Source organism: Streptomyces sp. NPDC102490 (assembly GCF_044765285.1).
Classification (GTDB): Bacteria; Actinomycetota; Actinomycetes; order Streptomycetales; family Streptomycetaceae; genus Streptomyces.
In genome coordinates this window covers 30,309-50,525 of sequence record NZ_JBIWJU010000017.1, presented here as the reverse complement: position 1 = coordinate 50,525, position 20,217 = coordinate 30,309, and the positions used below count along the sequence as shown (strand labels likewise).

Genomic DNA, 20,217 nt, shown 5'->3' with positions numbered 1-20,217 from the left:
GGTGCCGCTCGCACATTACAAAACAGGCCAGACGGTTTGTCAATATAAAACCGTCCGTGCTGTTTTTAAAAGGGCCAGCCTGCCGCATCGGTTCAGCGGCAGGCCATTTGACCTGCTCTTTTACAGGTCGTTGCCGAACGGCGGGGGAATGAGCCGCTTACACGGACGATCTTTGCGGCGGATAGAGGAAGCGAACCAGCCAGTTCAGTCTGTCGATGAACTCTGCCGGTGAATAAAAGACCGTCCATGCGGTTTGTTTTCTGCCGAAAAATGTTGGGTGCTGCGCGACGACAGACGCGGAAAGACGGTGCGCGCCGCCAGCCGCGGCAGCATCAGATTCCAGAAGCGTACGAGAGTGACCTCGGAAGTCCACTGGGTGTCGTCGGCTCCGAGCCGTTCGAAGCCCGCGGTCGCGGCCACGACGGCGACCGCGGCGTCGGCCGCCTGGACGTCGTCGGCGAGGCTGGCGTCGCTCGCCGCGGCGTGCAGGACCTGCTCGACCCACTCACCCCATTCCCGGCGCACGTCAGTTCCGTGCCCGCGAGGGGGTACGGCGCCGCTCAGCTGGAAGCCGGCTCGGACCACCGCGTTCTGCCCCTGGGTTCCGATCAGCGCGTGGGTCGCGTCCACCAGCCGCTGGAGGGCGCACCAGTAACCGTCGGTCGACCGGATGATCAGCCGCAACATCGCGACGGCCTCGTCCTCGACGGCGTGCGCGAGGGCCTGCTTGCTCTCGAAGTGGAAGTGCAGCGCCCCGTTGCTCACTCCGGCGGCCCGGCTGATCGAGGTGAGTGACGCCCTGGCGTATCCGTCCGTGGCGAACTCCTCGGCCGCGGCCCACACCAAGGACTGCCGCGTGCGTACCGCTCGCTCCTGCTTCACCATGTAGGACTCCTGGCCAAGGGCCGGACGGTTGCGCACCGGCCGGCCCCGTGACGTCTGCTGCTTCGACGGATGATGTTGTGTGCTACTGCGGCGGGTTGCCGTGTTTGCGGGAGGGCAGGTCGGCGTGCTTGGTGTGGAGCATCGCCAGGGACTTGATCAGCACCTCGCGGGTTTCGGCGGGGTCGATCACGTCGTCGACCAGACCCCGTTCGGCCGCGTAGTAGGGGTGCATCAGCTCGGACTTGTACTCCTTGACCATGCGGGCCCGCATGGCCTCGGGGTCCTCGGCCCCCGCGATCTGCCGGCGGAAGATGACGCCCGCGGCACCCTCCGCGCCCATCACGGCGATCTCGTTGGTCGGCCACGCATAGGTGAGGTCGGCACCGATGGACTGACTGTCCATGACGATGTAAGCACCCCCGTACGCCTTGCGCAGGATGAGCGAGATCCGCGGCACCGTCGCGTTGCAGTACGCGTACAGCAGCTTCGCCCCGTGCCGGATGATCCCGCCGTGCTCCTGGTCGACACCGGGCAGGAAGCCCGGCACGTCCAACAGGGTGACGATCGGGATGTTGAAGGCGTCGCACAGCTGCACGAACCGCGCGGCCTTCTCCGACGCCTCGATGTCCAGCACCCCCGCCAGGGCCTGCGGCTGGTTGGCGACGATGCCCACGACCTGCCCGTCCAGACGCGCCAGGGCGCAGATGATGTTGCGGGCCCAGCGCTCGTGGACCTCCAGGTACTCGCCCTCGTCGACGAGTTCCTCGATGACCTTGGTCATGTCGTAGGGCCGGTTGCCGTCCGCGGGAACCAGGTCGAGCAGCACGTCCGAGCGGCGGTCCGCGGGGTCGGAGGACTCGTGGCGGGGCGGGTTCTCCCGGTTGTTCTGCGGCAGCAGCGACAGCAGGTAGCGGACCTCGGCGAGGCAGGTCTCCTCGTCGTCGTAGGCGAAGTGGCACACCCCCGACGTCTCGGCGTGCACGTCCGCGCCGCCCAGACCGTTCTGGGTGATCTCCTCGCCGGTCACCGCCTTGACCACGTCCGGGCCCGTGATGAACATCTGCGAAGTCTCACGGACCATGAACACGAAATCGGTCAGAGCGGGACTGTAGGCGGCACCGCCCGCACACGGGCCGAGCATCACACTGATCTGCGGGATCACCCCCGACGCCCGGGTATTGCGCTGGAAGATACCCCCGTACCCGGCCAGCGCCGACACGCCCTCCTGGATACGGGCCCCGGCACCGTCGTTCAGCGACACCAGCGGAGCACCCGCCGCGATCGCCATGTCCATGATCTTGTGGATCTTCGTGGCATGCGCCTCACCCAGCGCCCCACCGAAGATCCGGAAATCATGCGCGTAGACGAAGACCGTCCGGCCCTCCACCGTGCCCCACCCGGTGATCACACCATCCGTGTACGGCTTCTTCGCCTCCAGACCGAACCCCGTCGCCCGGTGCCGGCGCAACTGCTCGACCTCACAGAACGAACCCGCGTCCAGCAGCAACTCGATCCGCTCACGCGCCGTCAGCTTCCCCTTGGCGTGCTGCGCCGCCGTCGCCTTCTCGCTCGGCCCGGCCAGCGCCTGCGCACGGATCGCGTACAGCTCCCCCACCCGGCCGCCGGTATCGGTCGGCGTCGCCCCCGTCGGTGCCGGGGCGGTCGTCATCGCCATGTCTGGTCCCTTTCTGGGACAAAGGCCGAGGAGGTCCCGCCCCGGATTCACGAGCATGTTAACAAACCGCCTATGCGGTTTCTATATTCAGAGCATTCACACCGAATGGAAGGCGGTCAGCGCCAACTGCGGGGTGACGCGTAGGCCGTCGAACGCTCCCACCACCGGCCGGCGCGCACCGCGGGCGGAGCCTCCCGCCTCTGGCGGCCCTCCCGCGCCGCGAGTACCACTACGGTGAGCGCGGCCAGTTCTTCCTCACTGGCCCGACCGCGTTCCACGACAAGCAGAGTTTCCGAGTTTTTCATCCGCGCGATCCCCTCTCCTGCGGACGTGCGGTAACACGGTCCGCCGGAACGCTCAAGACGCGGTCCGGAATCACTCGAAAAGGCCGGGGCCGCATTCACAAGTGACATGCCACGCTCCGAAAAGGGCCCCACGGCATTGATACGGTAAAGGCAGCCCCAAGAAATCCTATAGCACCTTAAAAATAAACCGGGTGGTATGTATCTTCTTTGGCCGGAGAGGCGACACGATTGCCTCACGCCAACGGGCTCAGGGGGAACCAGCATGTCTGCGCGCACGTTTCACGTCGGCCGGCCCAGATTCGACGCGAGGCGCCGGGAGGACGGCATCACGGTCGCGGAGACCGTCGCACCGAGGTACGCGTATCTGACCACCACCGTTCCCAAGGAGTTCGTCCACCGCGCCAGTATCGCCGAGGTGATGCTCACCGACTGGGAACGCCTGGACGACAGCCACTTCACGGTGGCGGGTCAGTGGCCGCGCCGGCACGGCTTCTTCGCCGCCATCGACGACTGCTACGACCCGCTCCTCGTCATCGAGACGATTCGCCAGGTCGGCATCCTGCTGGCGCACGCAGAGTTCGCGGTTCCGCTCGGTCACCAGTTCCTGATGCGGGATCTCTCGGTCGACGTCCGGCCCGAGCACCTGGTCATCGGCAGCACTCCGGCGTCCGTCGACATCGAGATCACCTGCATCGACATCAAGCGCCGGGGACACCGTCTGTCGAGTCTGCACTTCGAGGCGGTGATCTACCGGGACGAACAGGTGGCCGCGACGGCCGTCGCCAGCTTCACCTGCACGTCCCCGGCCGTCTACCGGCGGCTGCGCGCCCCCCGGATCGGTGACGGGGCGCCCACCCCTCTCCCCCTGACCAGCCCGACGGCACCGCAGGAGGTCGGCCGGACCTCCCCCACGGATGTCGTCCTGTCCCCGCTGCCGGAACCGGACCGCTGGCAACTGCGGGTGGACACCCGGCACCCGGTCCTCTTCGACCACCCCGTCGACCACGTGCCGGGCATGCTTCTGCTGGAAGCCGCCCGGCAGGCCGCGGCCGCGTTTCTCGGGCGTTCCTGCCTGCCGGTGGGCATCACCGGCGAGTTCAGCCGCTACGCGGAACTCGACGCACCGTGCGTGATAGAGGTGACGGCTCTTCCCAGGTGCGCGCAGGGCAGGGAGCGTCTGCTGGTGACCGGCAGGCAGGAAGGGGCGCTCGTCTTCACCTCGGCCATCTCGGTGGCACCGCCCTGCGCCTGACCCGGGCGTCCCGCGCCGGCGGCGGCGCGCGGTGAACGGACGGTGACCGGAGCGGCCCGGACTCTTCGCGGATCCGGGCCGCCCGGGCTACCCGGGTCGACGCGGTGTCGTAGCGGGTCGAGGCGGGTCAGGTCGCCACCGGGACCGCGGCCGCCTCGCTGACCAGGCGCGCTCCGCGGTCCGGGGCCACGTCCAAGCGCATCAGCACCGAGGGCGAGGCGATGGAGGGCAGCAGGTGCTTCAGCAGCACCGAGACCCGGTACTCGACGTCCCGCAGGTCGGCCTCCAGGTGCGAGTAGAGCTGGACCCCGTTGTATGCGCCGATCACCATCTCCGCGACTTCGCGGGGCACCACGTGCGGCAGGGTCTCCCCCCGTTCACGGGCCTGCGTCAGGATCTCCGTCAGTATGTCGACCCACAGCTGCCAGGCACTGCCGTAGTGCTTGCGGCCGACCGGGTCCGCCGACAGCCGGGCTCCGGCCCTCAGCAGGGGATCGTTCACCAGCCGGTGGGCCACCGTCATGGCGACGTCCACCATCTCCTGGAGTTTGACCTCCTGTTCGGCCACCCGCTGGTCCGTCTGGACCTCCAGGATGCCCCGGGCCAGTGCTTCCTTGGAGTCGAAGTGGAAGTACAGCGCGCCCTTGGTCACGCCGGCGGTCTTCAGGATGTCGGCGACCGTGGCCGCCGCGTACCCGTGCTCCGCGAAGACCGCCGCAGCCGCCTCCAGTACTGCGCGGCGCGTCCTGACCGCACGTTCTTGCCGGGCCACCGGACCGTCCCTTCACCCACCGTCCGTGCCAGTGCCGCACACCGACCCTAAGAAAAACCGACCAAGTGGTACCTTAGCCGTCAACCAAAGCAGTCGCCGGTTTTCCGGACCGTCTCACCGTGTTCATCAGCGAGTTCCCGGTCGACGGCCCGCACCAGGGACGCGTCGATCGCGTCCAGCGAATCGACCACGTGACGCACCCCGGCGTTCCGCATGGCCTGCCTCTGGAAACTGTGTTCATAGGTGGTCGGGTGCCCGATGAACCCCGCGCCCAGCTCCTGGGCGGCCTCGGCCACGCGCGCGACGTCGTCGATGAACAGCGCCTGGTCGCACCGGAGTCCGAAGACGTCCTCGGCGATCTCGCGCACCCCGGGACGGAACGCGTCGGTGCACACGTATCCGGGGCCGTCGAAGTACTCGGCCCAAGGGCTCAGGTGCCGGTCGAAGTGAGCCCGCCCGAGCCCTCCGTAGCACACCAGCGAGGCCCCGGTGGCGCGCAGTCGCGCGAGCAGGTCGCCGGCTCCCTCCAGCACCCGCACCGGGTGGTCCCTCAGGTACTCCTCCCGTTCGCGGAAGTACGCCGCCACGACCTCCTCGGGGGAGCCCGGGCCGCCGAGCACCTGCGCGGCCCGCAGCTGCGTCTGCGACAGCACCGCGCGCTCCAGCTCGGCGGTGTAGGCGTGCCCGCGACCGACCACGAACCGGTGGATGACCGGGCTGAAGGTGTCGTTGAGCAGAACGCCGTCGATGTTCACCGCGATCAGACGCAGTCGCCGTAGGGCCACCGGAACCGCCTTGCGCCGGGCCGCACGGGCAGTCGTACGGCGCGAATGGGGAAGGCGGCGTCCAGCTCGCCACCCGGCCGGAGACGTCACCGACCGAAGAATAAACCGGTCATACGGTTTTTTCAATGGAGCCGGTGACGCATGCCCGCGGCGGCTCCGTGCCGTGGTCCGCGCGGGGTTCGTGCGTGGAGACTGCGCTCAGCAAGCCGATGACGTGTCGTTTCACAGGACGGGGAGACCGATGAATTCGCTGCGGGGCAAGACGGCTCTGGTGACGGGGGCCGGGCGGGGGATCGGCCGGGCCATCGCCCGCCGGCTTGCTGCCGAAGGGGCCCTGGTCGCCGTGCACTTCGGCAGCGACGAGGCCTCGGCCCGGGAGACGGTGGAGCTCATCACCGGCGCCGGAGGGCGTGCTTTCCCCCTGCGCGCACCGCTCGGCGTGCCCGGCGACGTGCGGGCGTTGTACGAGGGGTTCGACTCCGGTCTTCGGGAGCTGGCCGAGCCGGTGGCGCTGGACATCCTGGTCAACAACGCGGGGTTCAACCTCCGGGGTGACGTGACCGGGGTGACCCCGGAGGACTTCGACCGGCTCATGGCCGTCCATGCCAAGGCACCGCTCTTCCTCGTCCAGGAAGGTCTGCCGCGGCTGCGGGAGGGCGGCCGCGTCGTCAACATCAGTTCCGCGGCCACCCGGCTCGCCCTTCCCACCTCCCTCGCCTACTCCATGGCCAAGGCCGCGCTGGAGGCGTTCACCCGCACGCTGGCCAAGGAGTTCGGGCCGCGAGGCATCACGGTCAACTCGGTGGCGCCGGGCTTCGTGAAGACGGAGATGAACCAACGGCGTTGGTCCACGCCGGAGGCCGAGGCCGTGCACGCCGCCCATTCCGTGTTCGGCCGCATGGGAGAACCCGCCGACATCGCGGACGTGGTGGCCTTCCTCGCGTCGGACGACTCCCGCTGGATCACCGGCCAGTGCCTCGACGCGTCCGGCGGCACCGGGTTGTGACCGCGCCCCGTCGCTCTTCTGCGGGGGCCCGACTCCCCCACGCGGGGCCGTCGGTTGGCTGCCCGTGACGAACAGTCATGACGTGGCGGGCACCGGCACGGGGTTGCGGGAGGCATACGCGTGCCTGGGACGTCGGGTGCCGCCGCGTCGTGGCGTGCTTTCGGTGGTACCGGTTCGTACGGGCGTCGAGTCGTGCTTGAGGCCGGGTGGAGAAGTGCTCGAACCGTGAAGGCCCGCGGTGCCGGGCAGGGGTGGACGGGGTCCGGAGCGGTGCGATCGCCGCCCGGACCTCGCCCACGTTCCGGCCGTCAGATGAGAGCTGAAGAGCGCGACTTCGCCATCAGGCCACTGACCTGCGCAAACGTTCCGTGACACCCAGTCCGTGCGAACCGTGAGGCGGTTCCTGGGAACTGTGAGGGCGTCCGTAGGAACCGAGTGCCACGATCCTGTGGACTCCCTAGATTGCTCTCAGAGCAATGAGCTGGGCCGGTAGATTGCGGTCGGCGATGTCCTGAAGAGCAAGCAACCGAGCCTGTGAACCGGGTCGATTGACTTCTGACTCATGTCCATTAGGTTCATCAGGTCGGTGCAGCCGGCATTCGCATACGTCCGTCACCCCCGTACACGGAGGGTCTGTTGGGAGCAGCACGCAGACTGGTCGACGCCCAGACGGGCGAGCCGGTCCCCTACGCGCCGTACGCCTTCTCGGGCCGGCACACCCAGGTGGACAAGGCCCGCGTCGAGGCGATCACCGAATCCAAGGCGTTCACCCCCAGCCAGAAGTTCCTGGTCCTGTGGTGGATCGGTGTCTCTCCCGAGGGCATGGACCCGCTGCGAGCGACGGGAGCGGACATCGCCAAGCGCGTGGGCATGTCCACCGATGCCGTCGGGAAGATCAACCGCAAGCTGACCAAGCACCGCGTCCTGATCGTCCGGGGGCGCATCGGCAACTACAACCTCTATAGGATCAGCCCCTACATCGCGTTCCACGGAACCGGGCTGGAGCAGCGCGAAGCGGTGAAGACGTGCAATCCTCCGGAGATCCCGGGTTTCAACGAGATGACCCCTGCACGGTGGGAGGCACAGTGACCAGCGACGACAAGCAGAAGAACCTGGAGCTGCTGCAAGCCACGGCGGGCATGACGGCCAACCAGCGTCTCGTCGTCATGCTCTACGCACTGCACCCGACCGACCGCGGGGGCGCGGTCGTGGAGACCGCGGCCAACCTCGCCGCCCTGGTCGGCATGTCCGCACCCGTCTTCTCCCGCACCCGCAAGCAGGTCATCGAGTCCGGCTGGCTCGAGGAGTCCGACAAGCTCGCCCACATCCGCTACTACCGCCTCAGCCCGAAGGCACTCGGGGTGAACGTCGTCGTTCCGCTGCGCCGCGCAACGTGATCCGTCCCAGGGGGCGCCCCTCATTGACGTCACGTCAATGAGGGGCGCCCCCTGGGACGCCTTCGTTGACGTCCTGTACATCTGAGGTCCGGGGCCGCCGCATCGCGTCGGAGACCACCTCGGCCACGAGCACGGCGGTGGCCGCGGGGCCGCGCAACGGAGCGGTGGGCAGTACGGACGTGTCGGCCACGCGGAGGCCGGCGACGCCGTGCACCCGGCCGTACTGGTCGACGGCCGCCCGCCGCGACCCCGCCGGCCCCATCGGCACCGTGCCGCAGGCATGGTGCGCCGTTCCCAGGCGACGCTCGATCCAGTCGTCCAGTGCGCCGTCGTCGGCCACCACCTTGGCCGGGGGGCCGAGCGGCGACCGCGCGACCTGGCGGAACGCGCGGGTGTTGACCAACTCGGCGGTCGTGCGCACGGCCTCCCGCAGGCGGCGCCTGTCGTCGGCGGTGCGCAGGTAGTGGTAGTCGACGCACGGGTCGGCCGCGGGGTCCGCGGTGGCCAGGCGCAACGTGCCGGTGCCGCGCGGCGCGAGATCCGAGACCAGGAAGGCGAGCGGGGCGCGCGGCCCCGACGGCCGTACGCCCGCCAGCGCGGGCAGCGGGGAGAGGGACTGGAGTATCTCCAGGTCTCCCGCGAGGGGCGAGGCGGGCCCGGACGACGGCAGGTGCAGGCAGCCGCCCAGCCAGGAGTCGGCCGGAGCGTCGAACTCCCGTCGTGGCGACCACTCCAGGACCACCTGCGGGTGGTCGCCGAACCGTGCGCCGACGGCGGGGAGGTCCGCGACCACGGGCACGCCCAGGCGCTCCAGTTGCCCGCGGTCGCCGATGCCCGACAGCAGCAGCAGCTGCGGGCTGGCGAAGGACCCGGCGCAGAGCACCACCTCACCGCACTCCAGGGCCCTGCCGCGCCCTTCGTGGTCGACTTCCACGCCGGTGGCCCGGCCACGGGAGACGACGACGCGCCGGACGCGGCAGTCGCCGACGGCGGACAGGTTGGGTCGGCCGAGCGCGGGCAGCAGGTAGCTGATGCCGGTGTTCACCCGCATGCCGTCGACGCTGTTCGACGGGACCGGGCCGAAACCGCCCGGGCCCTGGTCGTTCTTGTCGGGCTCGTCGGGGAAGCCCATCTCGCGCGCCGCCGCCCGGAACGCCGCGGCCGCCGGATGCCCGAGGGCACCGCGGCGCACCCGCACCGGTCCGCTGCCGCCATGGACCCGGTCCGCCCCGTGGTCGAGGTCGGTCTCCAGCCGGCGCAGGAAGGGCAGCACCCGCTCGAAGGCCCAGGCGGGGCTGGCGACGGCCCAGCGGTCGAAGTCCTCCCGCCGCGCCCTGATGAAGTACCCGCCGTTGACGGTCGTGGAGCCGCCGAGATACCGGCCGCGGGAGACCCGGTAGGGATGCCGGGCCGTCAGGCGGGTCTCGTACCGGCGTACCGCCCCGTGGTCGGTCCGCGCGCCCGGGACCCACCGCGCGTCCAGCAGCTCGGCCGGGAAGCCGGACAGCGTCCGCGGAAGGGGTCCGGCCTCCAGGAGCAGCACCGACCGGTCGGTGTCCTCGCTCAGCCGCGCGGCCAGCGGGGCACCGGCGGCTCCCGCCCCGACGACGATCACGTCGTAGCGGGTCAACGGCCTTGCCCCGGTGTACCGGAGCTGCGGACGATGCGCGGTCGCAGGGCTGCCGTGGAGCGGCCCCGGAGCGCGGAGAACCAGACGCCCGCTCCGTAGGCCAGGTCGTCCAGGCGCCTCGCCACGCCGTAGCGCAGCGGGTCCAGAGGGGCCCGGTCACGGCGGCGCTCGAGCACGACGTCCGTCACGGCGGCCACGGCGACGGCCCTGCGGATGCGGCGGGACACCACGCAGCCGATCGCCGCCGCCGGCCACCAGTGCCGGGTCAGCAGCGCCGACGTCTGGGTCAGGGCCGCGACGCCGCCCATGGCCGTGAGCCGCAGGGCCAGACGGTGGCGTCCGCGCACGCCGTCGAGTTTGCGCGCGATCCTCAGGGCGGCCACCGCGAAGACGACGCCGGCGACGGGCACCGACCAGCGCCGCTGGGCGAGCAGGGCGCCGACCATCACGGTGCTCCAGGGCACGAACACGGCCGGGGCGATGTGCTGCGGATGGCGCTCGGCCAGGGGGTGGGCGCCGGTGCCGTACACCGCCTTGCGCAGGAACCAGTCGGCGACCGCGACACGGTGCTCGTGGGCGGCCTCGACCGTCGGCTCGTACCGGACCCGCCAGCCGTCGGCGAAGAGCCGCCAGCACAGGTCGACGTCCTCCCCCACTCTCATCCGCGCGTCGAAACCGTCCCGCAGGGCGTCGACCCGCACCACCGTGCAGGCCGTCGACGCCCACGAGACGGAGCCCGCCGGTCGCACCGCCGCGGGATGCCGCCCCAGGTCGAGGGAGGACCGGACGCTCTCGTACCGTCCGATCCAGTTCGCCGAGGCCGCCGTCTCCAGGCCGGTGATCCGGGGCACCGCCATGGCGACCCGGGGGTCGCAGAAGTGCCGGAGCAGCACCGGCACCGTCTCCGGGGGGAGCACCACGTCGGAATCGACGAAGACCGCGTAGGGGGTTCGGACCAGGCGGAGGCCCGCGTTGCGTGCTCCCGCGGGGCCGGTGTTGACGGGCAGCGCGAGCAGCCGGGCCCCGTGTTCTGCCGCCACGGCCGCGACGGCCGCGGGGCGGTGCGAGGCGTCGTCTACCACGATCACCTCGTGGTCCGGCCCGATGCTGGTCAACAGCCGGTCCAGCTCCCGCGGGCGGTCGCGGACCGGGACGACGAAGGTGTGGCGGGCGTCGCGCGGTGCGGGCAGTGCCGTGACGACCGGGTGGGCCAGCCCCGCGTCGAGCAGCCGGTCCGCCAGCAGCGCCCCGGCCCGGCCGGTCACGCGCAGCGTGCGTCCCTCGAAGAGCGCCTGCGCCCGCGCGGTCAGGCGCAGCAATCTGGTCGGGAACCCGCCGAGGAGGACCCGGCCGTCGTCGAGGACCTCGGTCCTGCGGTCCAGCACGACCGTGAAGCCCGTCGGGAGGGGCATCAGTGCTCCGTCTTCATTCCGTCGGGCCCCGTCGTCGCCCGCGGCGGGCGCGGGGCGGGTCGTGCGGGGACGACGAGCCGGCCCCGCTGGTCGGCGGTGCCCGCCTCGATGCGGCGGACCGTGGCGCGCACCATCTCCTCCAGCAGGCCGCGCCCTTCCTCGGCACACGCCCCCGTCGGGTCGCCGAGGACGCCGGACGGCGACACCGCCCGGACCCCGCGGGCCACCAGGTCGGGAAGCACGGCCGCCAGTGGCCGTGTGTCACCGGGCGCCGCCCTTTGCGTGCGCACGTCGGCGGGTGCCAGGTGCAGCATCACCGACGTCTCGGTGCGCCCGGCGTGGGCGTCGCCGCCGGGGGCCTCGCAGCAGGTCCAGGCGACGTCGTGGCCCTCGGTGCGCATCCGGCCGACGGCGTCGTCGAAGGTCCGCGTGTTGCCTCCGTGGCCGTTGACGAAGACGATCCGCCGGGCCCAGAGCGAGAGCGACCGCACCATCTCCACCAGCACCACGGCCAGCGCGTCGTGCCCGATGGAGACCGTCCCCGGGAAGCCCGCGTGTTCGCCGCTGGAGCCGTACGCGAGTGTCGGCGCCACCAGCGGTGGGCCCGCGGGGCCGGAGGCCAGGGCGCGCGCCGCCCGCAGCGCGACCGCGCGCGCGATGACGCTGTCCGTGTCGAGCGGCAGGTGCGGGCCGTGCTGCTCGGTCGATCCGACGGGGACGAGCACCCAGGCGTCGGGGGAGATGTCCGGCCAGGCCGTGCTCGCCAGTTCTCGGGGAGCCGACCGGTCCGTGCGGGGCAGCGGCATGGCTAGCCGATCGTGTTCCGGGAGCCGTCGGTGCCCAGCGACCTGGTGAAGTCCGCGGGCACGACCAGGTCGTCGGGGCCCAGGTCGTGGACGGAGGAGTGGCCCAGGCCGAGCAGCGCGGAGTCGATGCCGCCGCGCAGGACGTCCAGTACGTTCTCCACGCCGGCCTGTCCGTTGGCGGCCAGCCCCCACAGGTAGGCGCGCCCGATCATGACGGCCTTGGCGCCGAGCGCGAGCGCCTTGACGACGTCGCTGCCCCGGCGGACGCCGCCGTCCAGCAGGACCTCGACCTGCTCCCCCACGGCCCGGGCCACGGCCGGGAGCACCCGGATCGTCGCCGGGGTGCCGTCCAGGTTGTTGCCGCCGTGGTTGGACACCGAGAGCGCGGTGACGCCCGCGTCCACGGCCCGCCGGGCGTCGTCCACCCGGCAGACGCCCTTGAGCATGAAGGGGCCGTCCCACTGGGCGCGCAGCCAGGCGATGTCCTCCCAGGAGGGGGGCGGCGTCTGCATCCACTGCCCGTAGGCCCCGAAGAAGGTCGGGGGCCGTTCCCCGCGTCCGACCACGTTCGGGACGGTCAGGTCGGGCAGGCGCCGGGTCCTGGCGAAGTCCAGCAGCCAGGCGGGCCGGGTCACTCCTTCGGGCGCGAACCTGACCAGTGCCTTCAGGTCGAGCCGTTCGGGGATCCTCGGGCTCCCCCAGTCCCGGCCGTGGGAGAACGACCAGTCGAGGGTGAGGATCAGGGCCTTCGCTCCGGCCGTACGGGCGCGCTCCATGTGGCGCACCATGGAGTCCTTGTCGCCCATCCAGTACATCTGGAAGAACGTCCGCGGGTTGGCCGCGACGACCTCCTCGACCGGCTTGCTGGCGAAGGAGCTGAGCCCCATCGCCGTGCCCCGTGCCGCCGCGGCCCGGGCGACGGCGACCTCGCCGTCGGGGTGCACCGCCTGGACGCCCGTGGGGGAGATCACGACGGGCAGGGAGATGTCCTCGCCCAGCACCCTCGTGGTCAGCTCGCGCTTGGCCGACAGGCCCGCGACGTGCGGGGCGAATCCCAGTTCCGCGAAGGCCGCGATGTTGTCGTGGTAGGTCACGCCCTTCTCGGAGCCGGCGAGCAGCGCGCTGTAGACGGACTTCGGCAGCCGCTTCCTGGCCCGTCTCTGGGCCTCGGCCACCGTCTCGAACCATCCCCCGTTACCCATGAAGGGCCTCCTTCGGTTCCAGCCCTGCCAACGGGCTCTCGTCACAGATACGGTCCGGGCGGCGCGTGCGGGGCATGCCGAGCGGCACGGGCGCCTGCCGTACCGGCCCGGTGTGCGAGTGGTCGCCCGTGGGGCGCGGGGCACTCGCCCGGTCGACCGAGGACAGGGCGGCGGCGCCGTGTCCCTTGACGCACTCCGGGTCGGGGCCGTCCAGCGGCAGCCCGGTGAAGAACTTGGCCGCCATGCAACCGCCCTGGCAGGCGTCGTACGCCGAGCACTGGGTGCAGGCGCCGCCGGACTGCGGCCGCCGCAGGTCGAGGAAGAGCGGCGAGTCGCGCCACACGCCGGTGAAACCGCCGTCGGCGCGTACGTTGCCGGCCTTGAACGTGTCGTGGATGGCGAACGGACAGGCGTACACGTCGCCCACGGGGTCGATCAGGCAGACCACTCGGCCCGCCCCGCACAGGTTGAGGCCCGGCAGCGGATCGCCGTAGGCGGACAGGTGGAAGAACGAGTCGCCCGTCAGGACGTTGTCGCCATGGGCGACGAGCCATCGGTACAGTTCCCGCTGCTGCTCCGCGGTCGGGTGCAACTCGTGCCAGACGTCGGCCCCCCGCCCGGAGGGGCGCAGCCGGGTCAGACGCAGCTGGGCGCCGTACCGGTCGGCGAGTGCCTTGAACTCGTCGAGCTGGGGGACGTTGTGCCGGGTCGCCACCACCGAGATCTTGAAGCCCTCGAAGCCGGCATCCCGGAGGTTGTCCATGGCGCGCAGGGTGGTCGCGTACGAACCGGCCCCGCGTACGGCGTCGTTGACCTCCGCCGTCGCCCCGTCCAGGGACAGCTGCACGTCGACGTAGTCGCTGGCGGCGAGGCGTTCGGCGACCGCGGGGGTGATCCGCACGCCGTTCGTGGAGAACTTCACCCCCACGTGATGGGCGGTCGCGTAGTCCACCAGCTCGAAGAAGTCGGCACGGACCGTGGGCTCGCCGCCTCCGATGTTGACGTAGAAGACCTGCATGCGTTCCAGCTCGTCGATGACCGCCTTGCACTCGTCCGTGGTCAGCTCACGGGGGTCCCGGCGCCCGGAGCTGGACAGGCAGTGCACGCAGGCCAGGTTGCACGCGTAGGTCAGTTCCCACGTCAGGCAGATGGGGGCGTCCAGGCCGTACTGGAAGTGGTCCACCAGACGGCCCACGGACGGGCTCGAACCGTTCGCCGCCTGTGTCGGGTCGCTCATCGCCGCGTCTCCTGGGCCGGGGTCGGCTCACCGGGCAGGGGCGAGCACCGTGGGGTGATCATGCGGGAGGCGGCCAGCGCGGCCAGCGCCCGCTGGTACCGGGGCGTCACCGCGTCCGCGACCCCGGCGGTGCGGCAGGCCGTCCGGGCGTCCGGGGCATCGGCCAGACTGCGCACCACGGCCAGCAGCGTGGGGTCCTTGACGAAGGAGAGCTTCCGGGTGCCGAAGTGGTACAGCAGCCCGCCGAACCGCTCCGGCCGTACCGCCACCTGCGGGTGCAGCGTCCAGGGCTCGTCGAGGTCGAACGGGCCGTCGGCCGGGGAGGCGCTGTGTGAGGACATCTGCCGGCCGGACTAGTAGACGCCGCACATGCCGTCGATGGACACCTCTTCGACCAACAGGTCGTCGGCCACGACGTCCTCGTCGGGGACCTGCACGTCGGACGGCTCCGTGCGAGAGGGTGTGGTCGCGGTGGTGTCGCTCATGGAGGGCTCCCTGTTCGCCGGGGGCTCACGGTCCTGCCGCGGGCCTTGATTTTGGCACTCGGTGCTGAAATACGATCCGTGTGTCAACATAACGGCACTCGGTGCCGAAAGGAAGAGGAGTGCAGAACCAGACGCGATCACCCGCCGGCCACGCCCCTCGCGCGGGACGCCGGCCACTGACCTCCCGCGCGGAACTGGAGCGCGTCGGCCTGCACTTGTTCGTCACGCACGGGTTCGCCAAGACCACGGTCGACGACATCGCGGCCGCGGCCGGGATCGGCAGACGGACGTTCTTCCGCTACTACCAGTCCAAGAACGACCTGGTCTGGGGTGACTTCGAGAACGAGCTGGACCGGATGCGCGCCGGGCTGGCCGCCTGCTCGCCGCAACTCCCCCTGATGGAGGCGCTGCGCCAGGAGATCGTCGCGTTCAACCACCTGGACCCCGCCCAGGTCCCCTGGCACCGCCAGCGCATGACCCTGATCCTGACGGTGCCCGACCTCCAGGCGCATTCCACGCTGCGCTACGCCGCCTGGCGTGCGGTCGTCGCCGAGTTCGCCGCCGGACGGCTGCGGCAGCCGGTGGACGCCCTGGCCCCCCAGGTCGTCGCGCACTCCGTCCTGGGGGCGTGCGTGGCCGCCTACACCGACTGGCTGCGGGAGGAGGACAGCGACCTGGACCACACGCTCGACCAGGCGCTGCGCCAACTCGCCCACGGCCCGACGGAGGGCGGCTGAACCTCCACGGCGGGCGCCTCGGCGGCGAGAGCGGTGCGGGACGGCGTCCGCCCGGACCGGAGCCGCTGGTCGCCGCCCGGTGGTCAGGTGAGGCCGGCCGTGGCGTTGTCCTCCCAGCCGTCGACCCGTTGGAAGTAGCCGTTCATCGAGCGGGAGTGCCGGGCCCAGCCGCCCTGGTCGGCGATGGCCACGGCGTCCTTGCCCTTCCTGCGGGCGGTCGTGGCCAGGCCGATGCGGAGGGAGTGGCCGGTCCAGGCGAGCGGGATTCCGGCGCGGGCGCTGATCCGCTTCACGGCCCGGGTGACGGAGTCGGGGACCATGCCGCCGGTGACGTTGCCGTGCCGGTCGACACCGACGAACGCGGGCGCGTCGGGGGCCGACCACCGCGGCCCGGCCTCGGCGGCGAGGCGGGCCCGGTACGCCTTCCACGCCTCCACCGGGCAGATCTCCGGGTCCTGCTGGTAGTTGATCTTCGCGTCGCGGACGCTGTGCTTGGTCTTGCCGGTGAGCACCGACACCACCAGGCCGCGCGGGGTGAGGGCGACGTCCCCGGCGAGGAGGCCGGCGGGGTCCTGGGCACGCGAGGCGTAGTGGAAGCCGGTCAGGACGAGCGCCCTGTCCCGGGAGCCGGCCAGGGTGTCGGGGCAGGCCCTCGCCACCCGGTACAGGTCGGGGACCTCGGCCGCGGCGGCCTGGCCCCGGCCGCGCCGCTCCCCCGCCTTCAGCAGCTCCACGGCCGCCGCCTCCAGCGTCGCCCGCGCCTGCGCCTGGTCGTCCCGGCCCACCCGGGCGCCACGGCGTCGCAGCTCGACCACGGCCCCGGCGAGGATCGTGCTCGCCGACGAGGCCGCGTAGCCCTGTCCGTCCACCCGGCCCCGGTCCAGCAGCCACACGACGAACGCCACCAACGCCCCGCGCGTGCACTCCAGTTCGGGAAAGCCCTGCGTTGCGCAGAACCGCGTCCAGACCCTCCACGCCTTCGCGTACGTGTCCGTGGTGTTGGCCGGCCTCAGCCGCCGCCGCACCTCGTCCGCGAAGTCCTCCGCGTCCGCCAGGCGCTGCGCGACCCGCACGCCGTGGCGCTCCGCCCACTGCGCGACCAGAGGGGACCGCTCCGCCGGAACGGGAGCCGTGCCCGCCTCTCCTGACGGGTGCTCGGTGGCGGTGCTCAACGGGCGCTCCCCGATTGCTGGCCTCTGATTTTCCTGGCGTCGGATAAGGAGAGCTTATCCGATGCCATGCCTCCCGGTGGAGAATTGTGACGCTGTTCTCCGGGAACTGCATGCGGAGCGAGGGCGGTCGGGCTCATACTCTCCATGGAGACCCCGGAGAACCGGGTGAGAATCTGACGGAAGGCCATATGAAGATCACCATCGAGGGCGCGGACCAGGACTTCGCGGAGAAGCTCGTCGCGCTCGCCGCCGCGCACGGCGCGGAACTGACCGTCGCGACCGTCGACACCGGCTGGACCGTCGAGCGCGCCACGCGCTATCTGCGCTCGCTGACCGCCGGCGCCCGCCGGTTCGCCGAGATGGTCGTCGTCGACGGCGACGGCTACCTCGACGCGGACCGGCTGCGCGCCGCCCTGGGGAAACTCAACGGCCCGACCGTCGCACTGTCCCGCGCCGTCCCGCGCGGTGTGCGCGAGGGCTGGTGGCCCGAGGGCATCAGCGCGCCCATCACCCCGGTGTACGACCCGGACAACCCGAGCTGGCACAAGAACATCGCCTACGAGATGGCCAGCGAGAACGTGCCCGTCTTCCGCTCCGCCATCGCCGCCCTGGCCACCGGCCGAGGCACCTCCACGGCACCGGAGCCACCCGCCCCTTGGAGCGGAGCGGCACCGTCCGCCTTCGACGTACCCCCCGGCTGGTACGCCACCGACGCTGTACCGCGGGCCGTGCTCGACGAGAGCGGCACCGGTGCGGGGTCCGACCGCAACAGCGGGCAGGAGTAAGGCGGATGAGGCAGGTCATAGGGGGTTGCGCGGCTAACCCCCCGCTCCCGGACAGTCGGCGCGGCCCGTCACCGCGGCGGGCCGCGACCACCGCTTCCCAGGAGTGATGCACCATGCCCGCCCTCGTCTCCCTCGCCCTCGACAAGGGCCTGGATCTCCTCGGCACGACCCTGGGGCAGTGGCTGCCCGTCCTGTTTCTGGCCGCAGGCATCGCCGGCACCTGGGTGCACCGACGGATGCGGGCCACCCCGCCCGAGCCTCCCCGTGTACGCCACTTCACCCTGCTGCGCACCGAGAACGCCGACGGGACGCCCGTACGGTACGAGACCACCCGGCCGACCGGGACCAAGATCACTCCGTGGGTCGACGGACGCCAGCGCCTCTACGAGCTGACCGAGGTACAGCTCGAGGACGGAACCTACGCAGCCGAGCCCCTCGACCGCCGGTAGCGGAAGGCTGCTGCGTGACCGAAGGACCGGAACGGTTCGGAGAACCGCAGGTCAGGGCCGAATTCCCAGGTGGCTGGCCTTGGTGTCGTCCCGCGCGGCATACTCGGGGCATGGCTGGCATCGAGATCGACGACACCACCGCGGACGCGCTGCGGGCCCTGGCCGACGCGGCCGGGCTGCCGCTGGACGCCTACCTCGCGCAGGTCGCCGAGGAGAAGCGGCGCGAGCGCGCGCTGGCCGAGGGCGCGGAGATCTTCCGCCGCGTCACCGGTGCTCCGGAGACCGTCGCCGCCTTCGACGCCGAGTACGGCGGCCCCGCGTCGGCGCGGTCCGCCCCGCAGGCGGCCTGATCCGTGCCTGCCGAGTACTACGTCGACTACCGGTGGTTCCTGGAACGCCAGGCCGAGCTGCTGGACGACCTCGCGGTCAACGACTACTCCGTGTTCGTCGGCCTGGCCGCCCGGCACAAGGTCGACCCGCCCCGCCACGACCAGCATCACCCGGACCCCTTCTGGCGTGCGGCCGTGATGCTGGAGGAGTGCGTCGTGCTCCGGCCACTGCCCGCCCGCAACGAGCTGTACGGCTTCGGCGTCGCCGTGGCGTACCTCGGAATGCACGGTGAGCGGGTGACCACCAAGTTCGAGGCCTGGCGGGACCTGATCGCCGACATCACCGCCCTGCGCCTCGACTCGTTCGCCGTCGCCGAGCGGCTGCGCTCACTCCGTCTGCCGACCGCCTGACCTCGCTGTCGCGTCCCCCTCCTCCACCCTCGGGGTTTCCGCGCTCTTCCGTCCGGTGGAGACCGGTGATCGGACGTGCTGGCTGAGGAAGAGGGCGGCGCGGTCGAGTGCCTGGTCGGCTTCGTCGAGGAGGCCGCCGGCGAATGCCTGGAAGACGTGGGGGGCGTCGGCGGTGATGTCGAGGATGACGTCGACTCCGGCGTCGCGGGCGCGGGCGGCGAGGCGGGTGGAATCGTCGAGGAGGATCTCGTTGGTGCCCACCTGGATGAGGAGCGGGGGGAATCCGGTCAGGTCGGCCGAGACGGCCGGACTGAGGAGGGGCTGCTCGGGGTCCTGGCCGGCGAGGTACATGGCTCCGGTGTGCAGCACGGCCGCGCGGGTGAAGATCGGATCGATGCCGTCCTTGGTCGTCATGCTCTCCCCGGTCCGGGTGGCGTCCAGGCCCGGGGAGAAGGCCACGATCACGGCGGGCAGCGGAAGCCCCGCGTCGCGGGCGGCCAGGGCGGTGGTGACCGCGTAGCCGCCGCCGGCGGAGTCCCCGGCGAACGCGATGGCGGACGGGTCCAGGCCGCTGTCGAGGAGGGCGCGGTAAGCGTTCAGGTTGTCTTCCAGACCAGCCGGGAACGGGTGCTCGGGGGCCAGCCGGTAGTCCACCGAGTACGAGTCGAACCCGGTCTTCGAGACGAGCTGCGCGGTCAGCGACAGCGCGGTCTCGGGGGAGCCGAAGACGAAGCCGCCGCCGTGGAAGTACAGGATCGTGCCCGGTCGCGCGCTCTGGTCCGGGGTGACGTGCAGGGCGGGTCGGCCGCCGAGCGCGGTCTGCGTGGTGCGGACGTCGTCCGGCACGATCATCGTGTCCATGAGTGCCCTGAACCCGGCGCGCAGTTCCTCGACGGAGCGCGGGCCCTCGGGCCGGGGCTGACGGAGTATCGCGTCGATCTTGGCAAGCTGTTCCTTGCTCATCTGCTTCCTCCTGTGGATTGGCTTCCTCTACACTATATGCCGTGGCATATAAATCGGATGGCAGCGCCGACCTCCAGGGATTCTTCGCGGATCTCGTCCGCTGTGAGACGCGCCTGTACAACGCCCTGAACGACCGCCTGCGCGAGCGACACGGGATCGTGACGTCGCAGTTCGAGTTCCTGCGGTTCCTGCGCGAGCACCCGGGCTCCCGGGTGGCCGACGTCGCCGCGGAGTTCGCCATCGGCGCCGGCGCGACCAGTAAGAGCGCCGACCGCCTGGAGAAGCAGGGGTGGATCGTCCGCCAGACCAACCCGGCGGACCGCAGGTCCTCGCTCCTGGCGCTGACCGACGACGGTGCACAGCTCCTCGACGCCGCCGAGACCACGTTCGCCGCGGGCCTGAGCGAGCTGGTCGAAGGAGCCCTCGACCGGTCCACGACGGCAGCCGCCGCCCAGGCCCTCCGTCGGCTGCGCTCCGCACTCGAACGCGACCAGGTCGGCACCCCCACCGGCTGAAGACGCC

24 protein-coding genes are annotated in these 20,217 nt (G+C 71.3%); 10 read left to right on the top strand and 14 right to left on the bottom strand.

The genetic code is table 11. The features are described from left to right. Positions 1-204: 204 nt before the first annotated feature. The 3 genes from ACIRGB_RS33015 to ACIRGB_RS33005 form a co-directional block, all read right to left on the bottom strand. Positions 205-885, bottom strand: a complete 681-nt coding sequence (locus tag ACIRGB_RS33015) for a ScbR family autoregulator-binding transcription factor (RefSeq protein ID WP_403872670.1) — start codon at positions 883-885, stop codon at positions 205-207. Positions 886-967: 82 nt separating this feature from the next. Next, positions 968-2,560, bottom strand: coding sequence for an acyl-CoA carboxylase subunit beta (locus tag ACIRGB_RS33010; protein ID WP_403872668.1), 1,593 nt, complete (start codon positions 2,558-2,560; stop codon positions 968-970). A 116-nt stretch (positions 2,561-2,676) separates the two neighbouring features. Then, on the bottom strand, positions 2,677-2,865 hold the full coding sequence (locus ACIRGB_RS33005) for an acyl-CoA carboxylase subunit epsilon (RefSeq protein ID WP_403872666.1): 189 nt from the start codon (positions 2,863-2,865) through the stop codon (positions 2,677-2,679). A gap of 262 nt (positions 2,866-3,127) precedes the next feature. Between ACIRGB_RS33005 and ACIRGB_RS33000 the strand changes: the two genes are divergently transcribed. Further along, positions 3,128-4,117, top strand: coding sequence for a ScbA/BarX family gamma-butyrolactone biosynthesis protein (locus ACIRGB_RS33000; RefSeq protein WP_403872664.1), 990 nt, complete (start codon positions 3,128-3,130; stop codon positions 4,115-4,117). Positions 4,118-4,244: 127 nt separating this feature from the next. Here ACIRGB_RS33000 and ACIRGB_RS32995 read toward each other — a convergent pair whose 3' ends face one another. Together ACIRGB_RS32995 and ACIRGB_RS32990 are read right to left on the bottom strand one after the other, a co-directional pair. Next, positions 4,245-4,889, bottom strand: coding sequence for a ScbR family autoregulator-binding transcription factor (locus tag ACIRGB_RS32995; RefSeq protein ID WP_403872662.1), 645 nt, complete (start codon positions 4,887-4,889; stop codon positions 4,245-4,247). 80 nt (positions 4,890-4,969) lie between these two features. Continuing rightward, on the bottom strand, positions 4,970-5,674 hold the full coding sequence (locus ACIRGB_RS32990) for an HAD family hydrolase (protein WP_403872660.1): 705 nt from the start codon (positions 5,672-5,674) through the stop codon (positions 4,970-4,972). A gap of 241 nt (positions 5,675-5,915) precedes the next feature. On the opposite strand from ACIRGB_RS32990, the gene ACIRGB_RS32985 reads away from it, so the two are divergent. From ACIRGB_RS32985 to ACIRGB_RS32975, 3 genes are all read left to right on the top strand, one after another. Beyond that, positions 5,916-6,680 (top strand): SDR family oxidoreductase, encoded by a 765-nt coding sequence (locus ACIRGB_RS32985; RefSeq protein ID WP_403872658.1) that lies wholly within the window; start codon positions 5,916-5,918, stop codon positions 6,678-6,680. A 636-nt stretch (positions 6,681-7,316) separates the two neighbouring features. Further along, positions 7,317-7,769 carry a MarR family transcriptional regulator gene (locus tag ACIRGB_RS32980; protein ID WP_403872656.1) on the top strand — a complete coding sequence of 151 codons (453 nt, stop codon included), beginning with the start codon at positions 7,317-7,319 and terminating at the stop codon, positions 7,767-7,769. Beyond that, a complete protein-coding gene (locus tag ACIRGB_RS32975; protein WP_333748519.1) occupies positions 7,766-8,077 on the top strand; it encodes a replication initiation protein, RepL2 in 312 nt (103 codons plus the stop codon). The genes ACIRGB_RS32980 and ACIRGB_RS32975 overlap by 4 nt, the downstream gene beginning before the upstream one ends. Before the next feature lie 34 nt (positions 8,078-8,111). On the opposite strand, the gene mftG is transcribed toward ACIRGB_RS32975, so the two are convergent. The 7 genes from mftG to mftA are packed head-to-tail and all read right to left on the bottom strand — an operon-like array spanning position 8,112 to position 14,849. Then, entirely contained in the window at positions 8,112-9,707 is a 1,596-nt protein-coding gene (gene mftG / locus ACIRGB_RS32970) for a mycofactocin system GMC family oxidoreductase MftG (protein ID WP_403872654.1), read from the bottom strand. Next, the gene (gene mftF, locus ACIRGB_RS32965; protein ID WP_403872652.1) at positions 9,704-11,119 is read right to left on the bottom strand and encodes a mycofactocin biosynthesis glycosyltransferase MftF; all 1,416 of its coding nucleotides are present in this window, start codon (positions 11,117-11,119) and stop codon (positions 9,704-9,706) included. The genes mftG and mftF overlap by 4 nt, the downstream gene beginning before the upstream one ends. After that, on the bottom strand, positions 11,119-11,925 hold the full coding sequence (gene mftE / locus ACIRGB_RS32960) for a mycofactocin biosynthesis peptidyl-dipeptidase MftE (RefSeq protein ID WP_403872650.1): 807 nt from the start codon (positions 11,923-11,925) through the stop codon (positions 11,119-11,121). The genes mftF and mftE overlap by 1 nt, the downstream gene beginning before the upstream one ends. Before the next feature lie 2 nt (positions 11,926-11,927). Further along, complete coding sequence (gene mftD / locus ACIRGB_RS32955) at positions 11,928-13,127, bottom strand: pre-mycofactocin synthase MftD (protein WP_403872648.1); 1,200 nt, start codon at positions 13,125-13,127, stop codon at positions 11,928-11,930. Continuing rightward, positions 13,120-14,364 (bottom strand): mycofactocin radical SAM maturase, encoded by a 1,245-nt coding sequence (gene mftC, locus ACIRGB_RS32950; protein ID WP_403872646.1) that lies wholly within the window; start codon positions 14,362-14,364, stop codon positions 13,120-13,122. The genes mftD and mftC overlap by 8 nt, the downstream gene beginning before the upstream one ends. Continuing rightward, the gene (mftB, locus tag ACIRGB_RS32945; RefSeq protein ID WP_403872644.1) at positions 14,361-14,705 is read right to left on the bottom strand and encodes a mycofactocin biosynthesis chaperone MftB; all 345 of its coding nucleotides are present in this window, start codon (positions 14,703-14,705) and stop codon (positions 14,361-14,363) included. The genes mftC and mftB overlap by 4 nt, the downstream gene beginning before the upstream one ends. A gap of 12 nt (positions 14,706-14,717) precedes the next feature. Continuing rightward, positions 14,718-14,849, bottom strand: a complete 132-nt coding sequence (gene mftA, locus ACIRGB_RS32940) for a mycofactocin precursor MftA (protein WP_403872642.1) — start codon at positions 14,847-14,849, stop codon at positions 14,718-14,720. Between the two features lie 119 nt (positions 14,850-14,968). Between mftA and mftR the strand changes: the two genes are divergently transcribed. Continuing rightward, on the top strand, positions 14,969-15,586 hold the full coding sequence (mftR, locus tag ACIRGB_RS32935; RefSeq protein ID WP_403872640.1) for a mycofactocin system transcriptional regulator: 618 nt from the start codon (positions 14,969-14,971) through the stop codon (positions 15,584-15,586). 83 nt (positions 15,587-15,669) lie between these two features. Here mftR and ACIRGB_RS32930 read toward each other — a convergent pair whose 3' ends face one another. Next, the gene (locus tag ACIRGB_RS32930) at positions 15,670-16,758 is read right to left on the bottom strand and encodes an integrase (protein ID WP_403872638.1); all 1,089 of its coding nucleotides are present in this window, start codon (positions 16,756-16,758) and stop codon (positions 15,670-15,672) included. A gap of 188 nt (positions 16,759-16,946) precedes the next feature. Between ACIRGB_RS32930 and ACIRGB_RS32925 the strand changes: the two genes are divergently transcribed. The 4 genes from ACIRGB_RS32925 (at position 16,947) to ACIRGB_RS32910 (ending at position 18,732) form a co-directional block, all read left to right on the top strand. Further along, on the top strand, positions 16,947-17,543 hold the full coding sequence (locus ACIRGB_RS32925; protein ID WP_403872637.1) for a hypothetical protein: 597 nt from the start codon (positions 16,947-16,949) through the stop codon (positions 17,541-17,543). A 113-nt stretch (positions 17,544-17,656) separates the two neighbouring features. Then, positions 17,657-17,992 (top strand): hypothetical protein, encoded by a 336-nt coding sequence (locus ACIRGB_RS32920; protein WP_403872635.1) that lies wholly within the window; start codon positions 17,657-17,659, stop codon positions 17,990-17,992. A 110-nt stretch (positions 17,993-18,102) separates the two neighbouring features. After that, the gene (locus ACIRGB_RS32915) at positions 18,103-18,342 is read left to right on the top strand and encodes an antitoxin MazE7 (RefSeq protein WP_403872633.1); all 240 of its coding nucleotides are present in this window, start codon (positions 18,103-18,105) and stop codon (positions 18,340-18,342) included. 3 nt (positions 18,343-18,345) lie between these two features. Continuing rightward, a complete protein-coding gene (locus ACIRGB_RS32910; RefSeq protein ID WP_403872631.1) occupies positions 18,346-18,732 on the top strand; it encodes a toxin Doc in 387 nt (128 codons plus the stop codon). Here the strand turns inward: ACIRGB_RS32910 and ACIRGB_RS32905 are convergent. Further along, positions 18,709-19,695, bottom strand: a complete 987-nt coding sequence (locus tag ACIRGB_RS32905; RefSeq protein WP_403872629.1) for an alpha/beta hydrolase — start codon at positions 19,693-19,695, stop codon at positions 18,709-18,711. The two genes, ACIRGB_RS32910 and ACIRGB_RS32905, sit on opposite strands and share 24 nt — an antisense overlap. A 41-nt stretch (positions 19,696-19,736) precedes the next feature. Here ACIRGB_RS32905 and ACIRGB_RS32900 point away from each other — a divergent pair, with 41 nt between their 5' ends. Then, positions 19,737-20,210: a MarR family winged helix-turn-helix transcriptional regulator gene (locus ACIRGB_RS32900; protein WP_403872628.1), complete on the top strand. Its 474-nt coding sequence runs from the start codon at positions 19,737-19,739 to the stop codon at positions 20,208-20,210. The last annotated feature ends 7 nt before the right edge of the window (positions 20,211-20,217 follow it).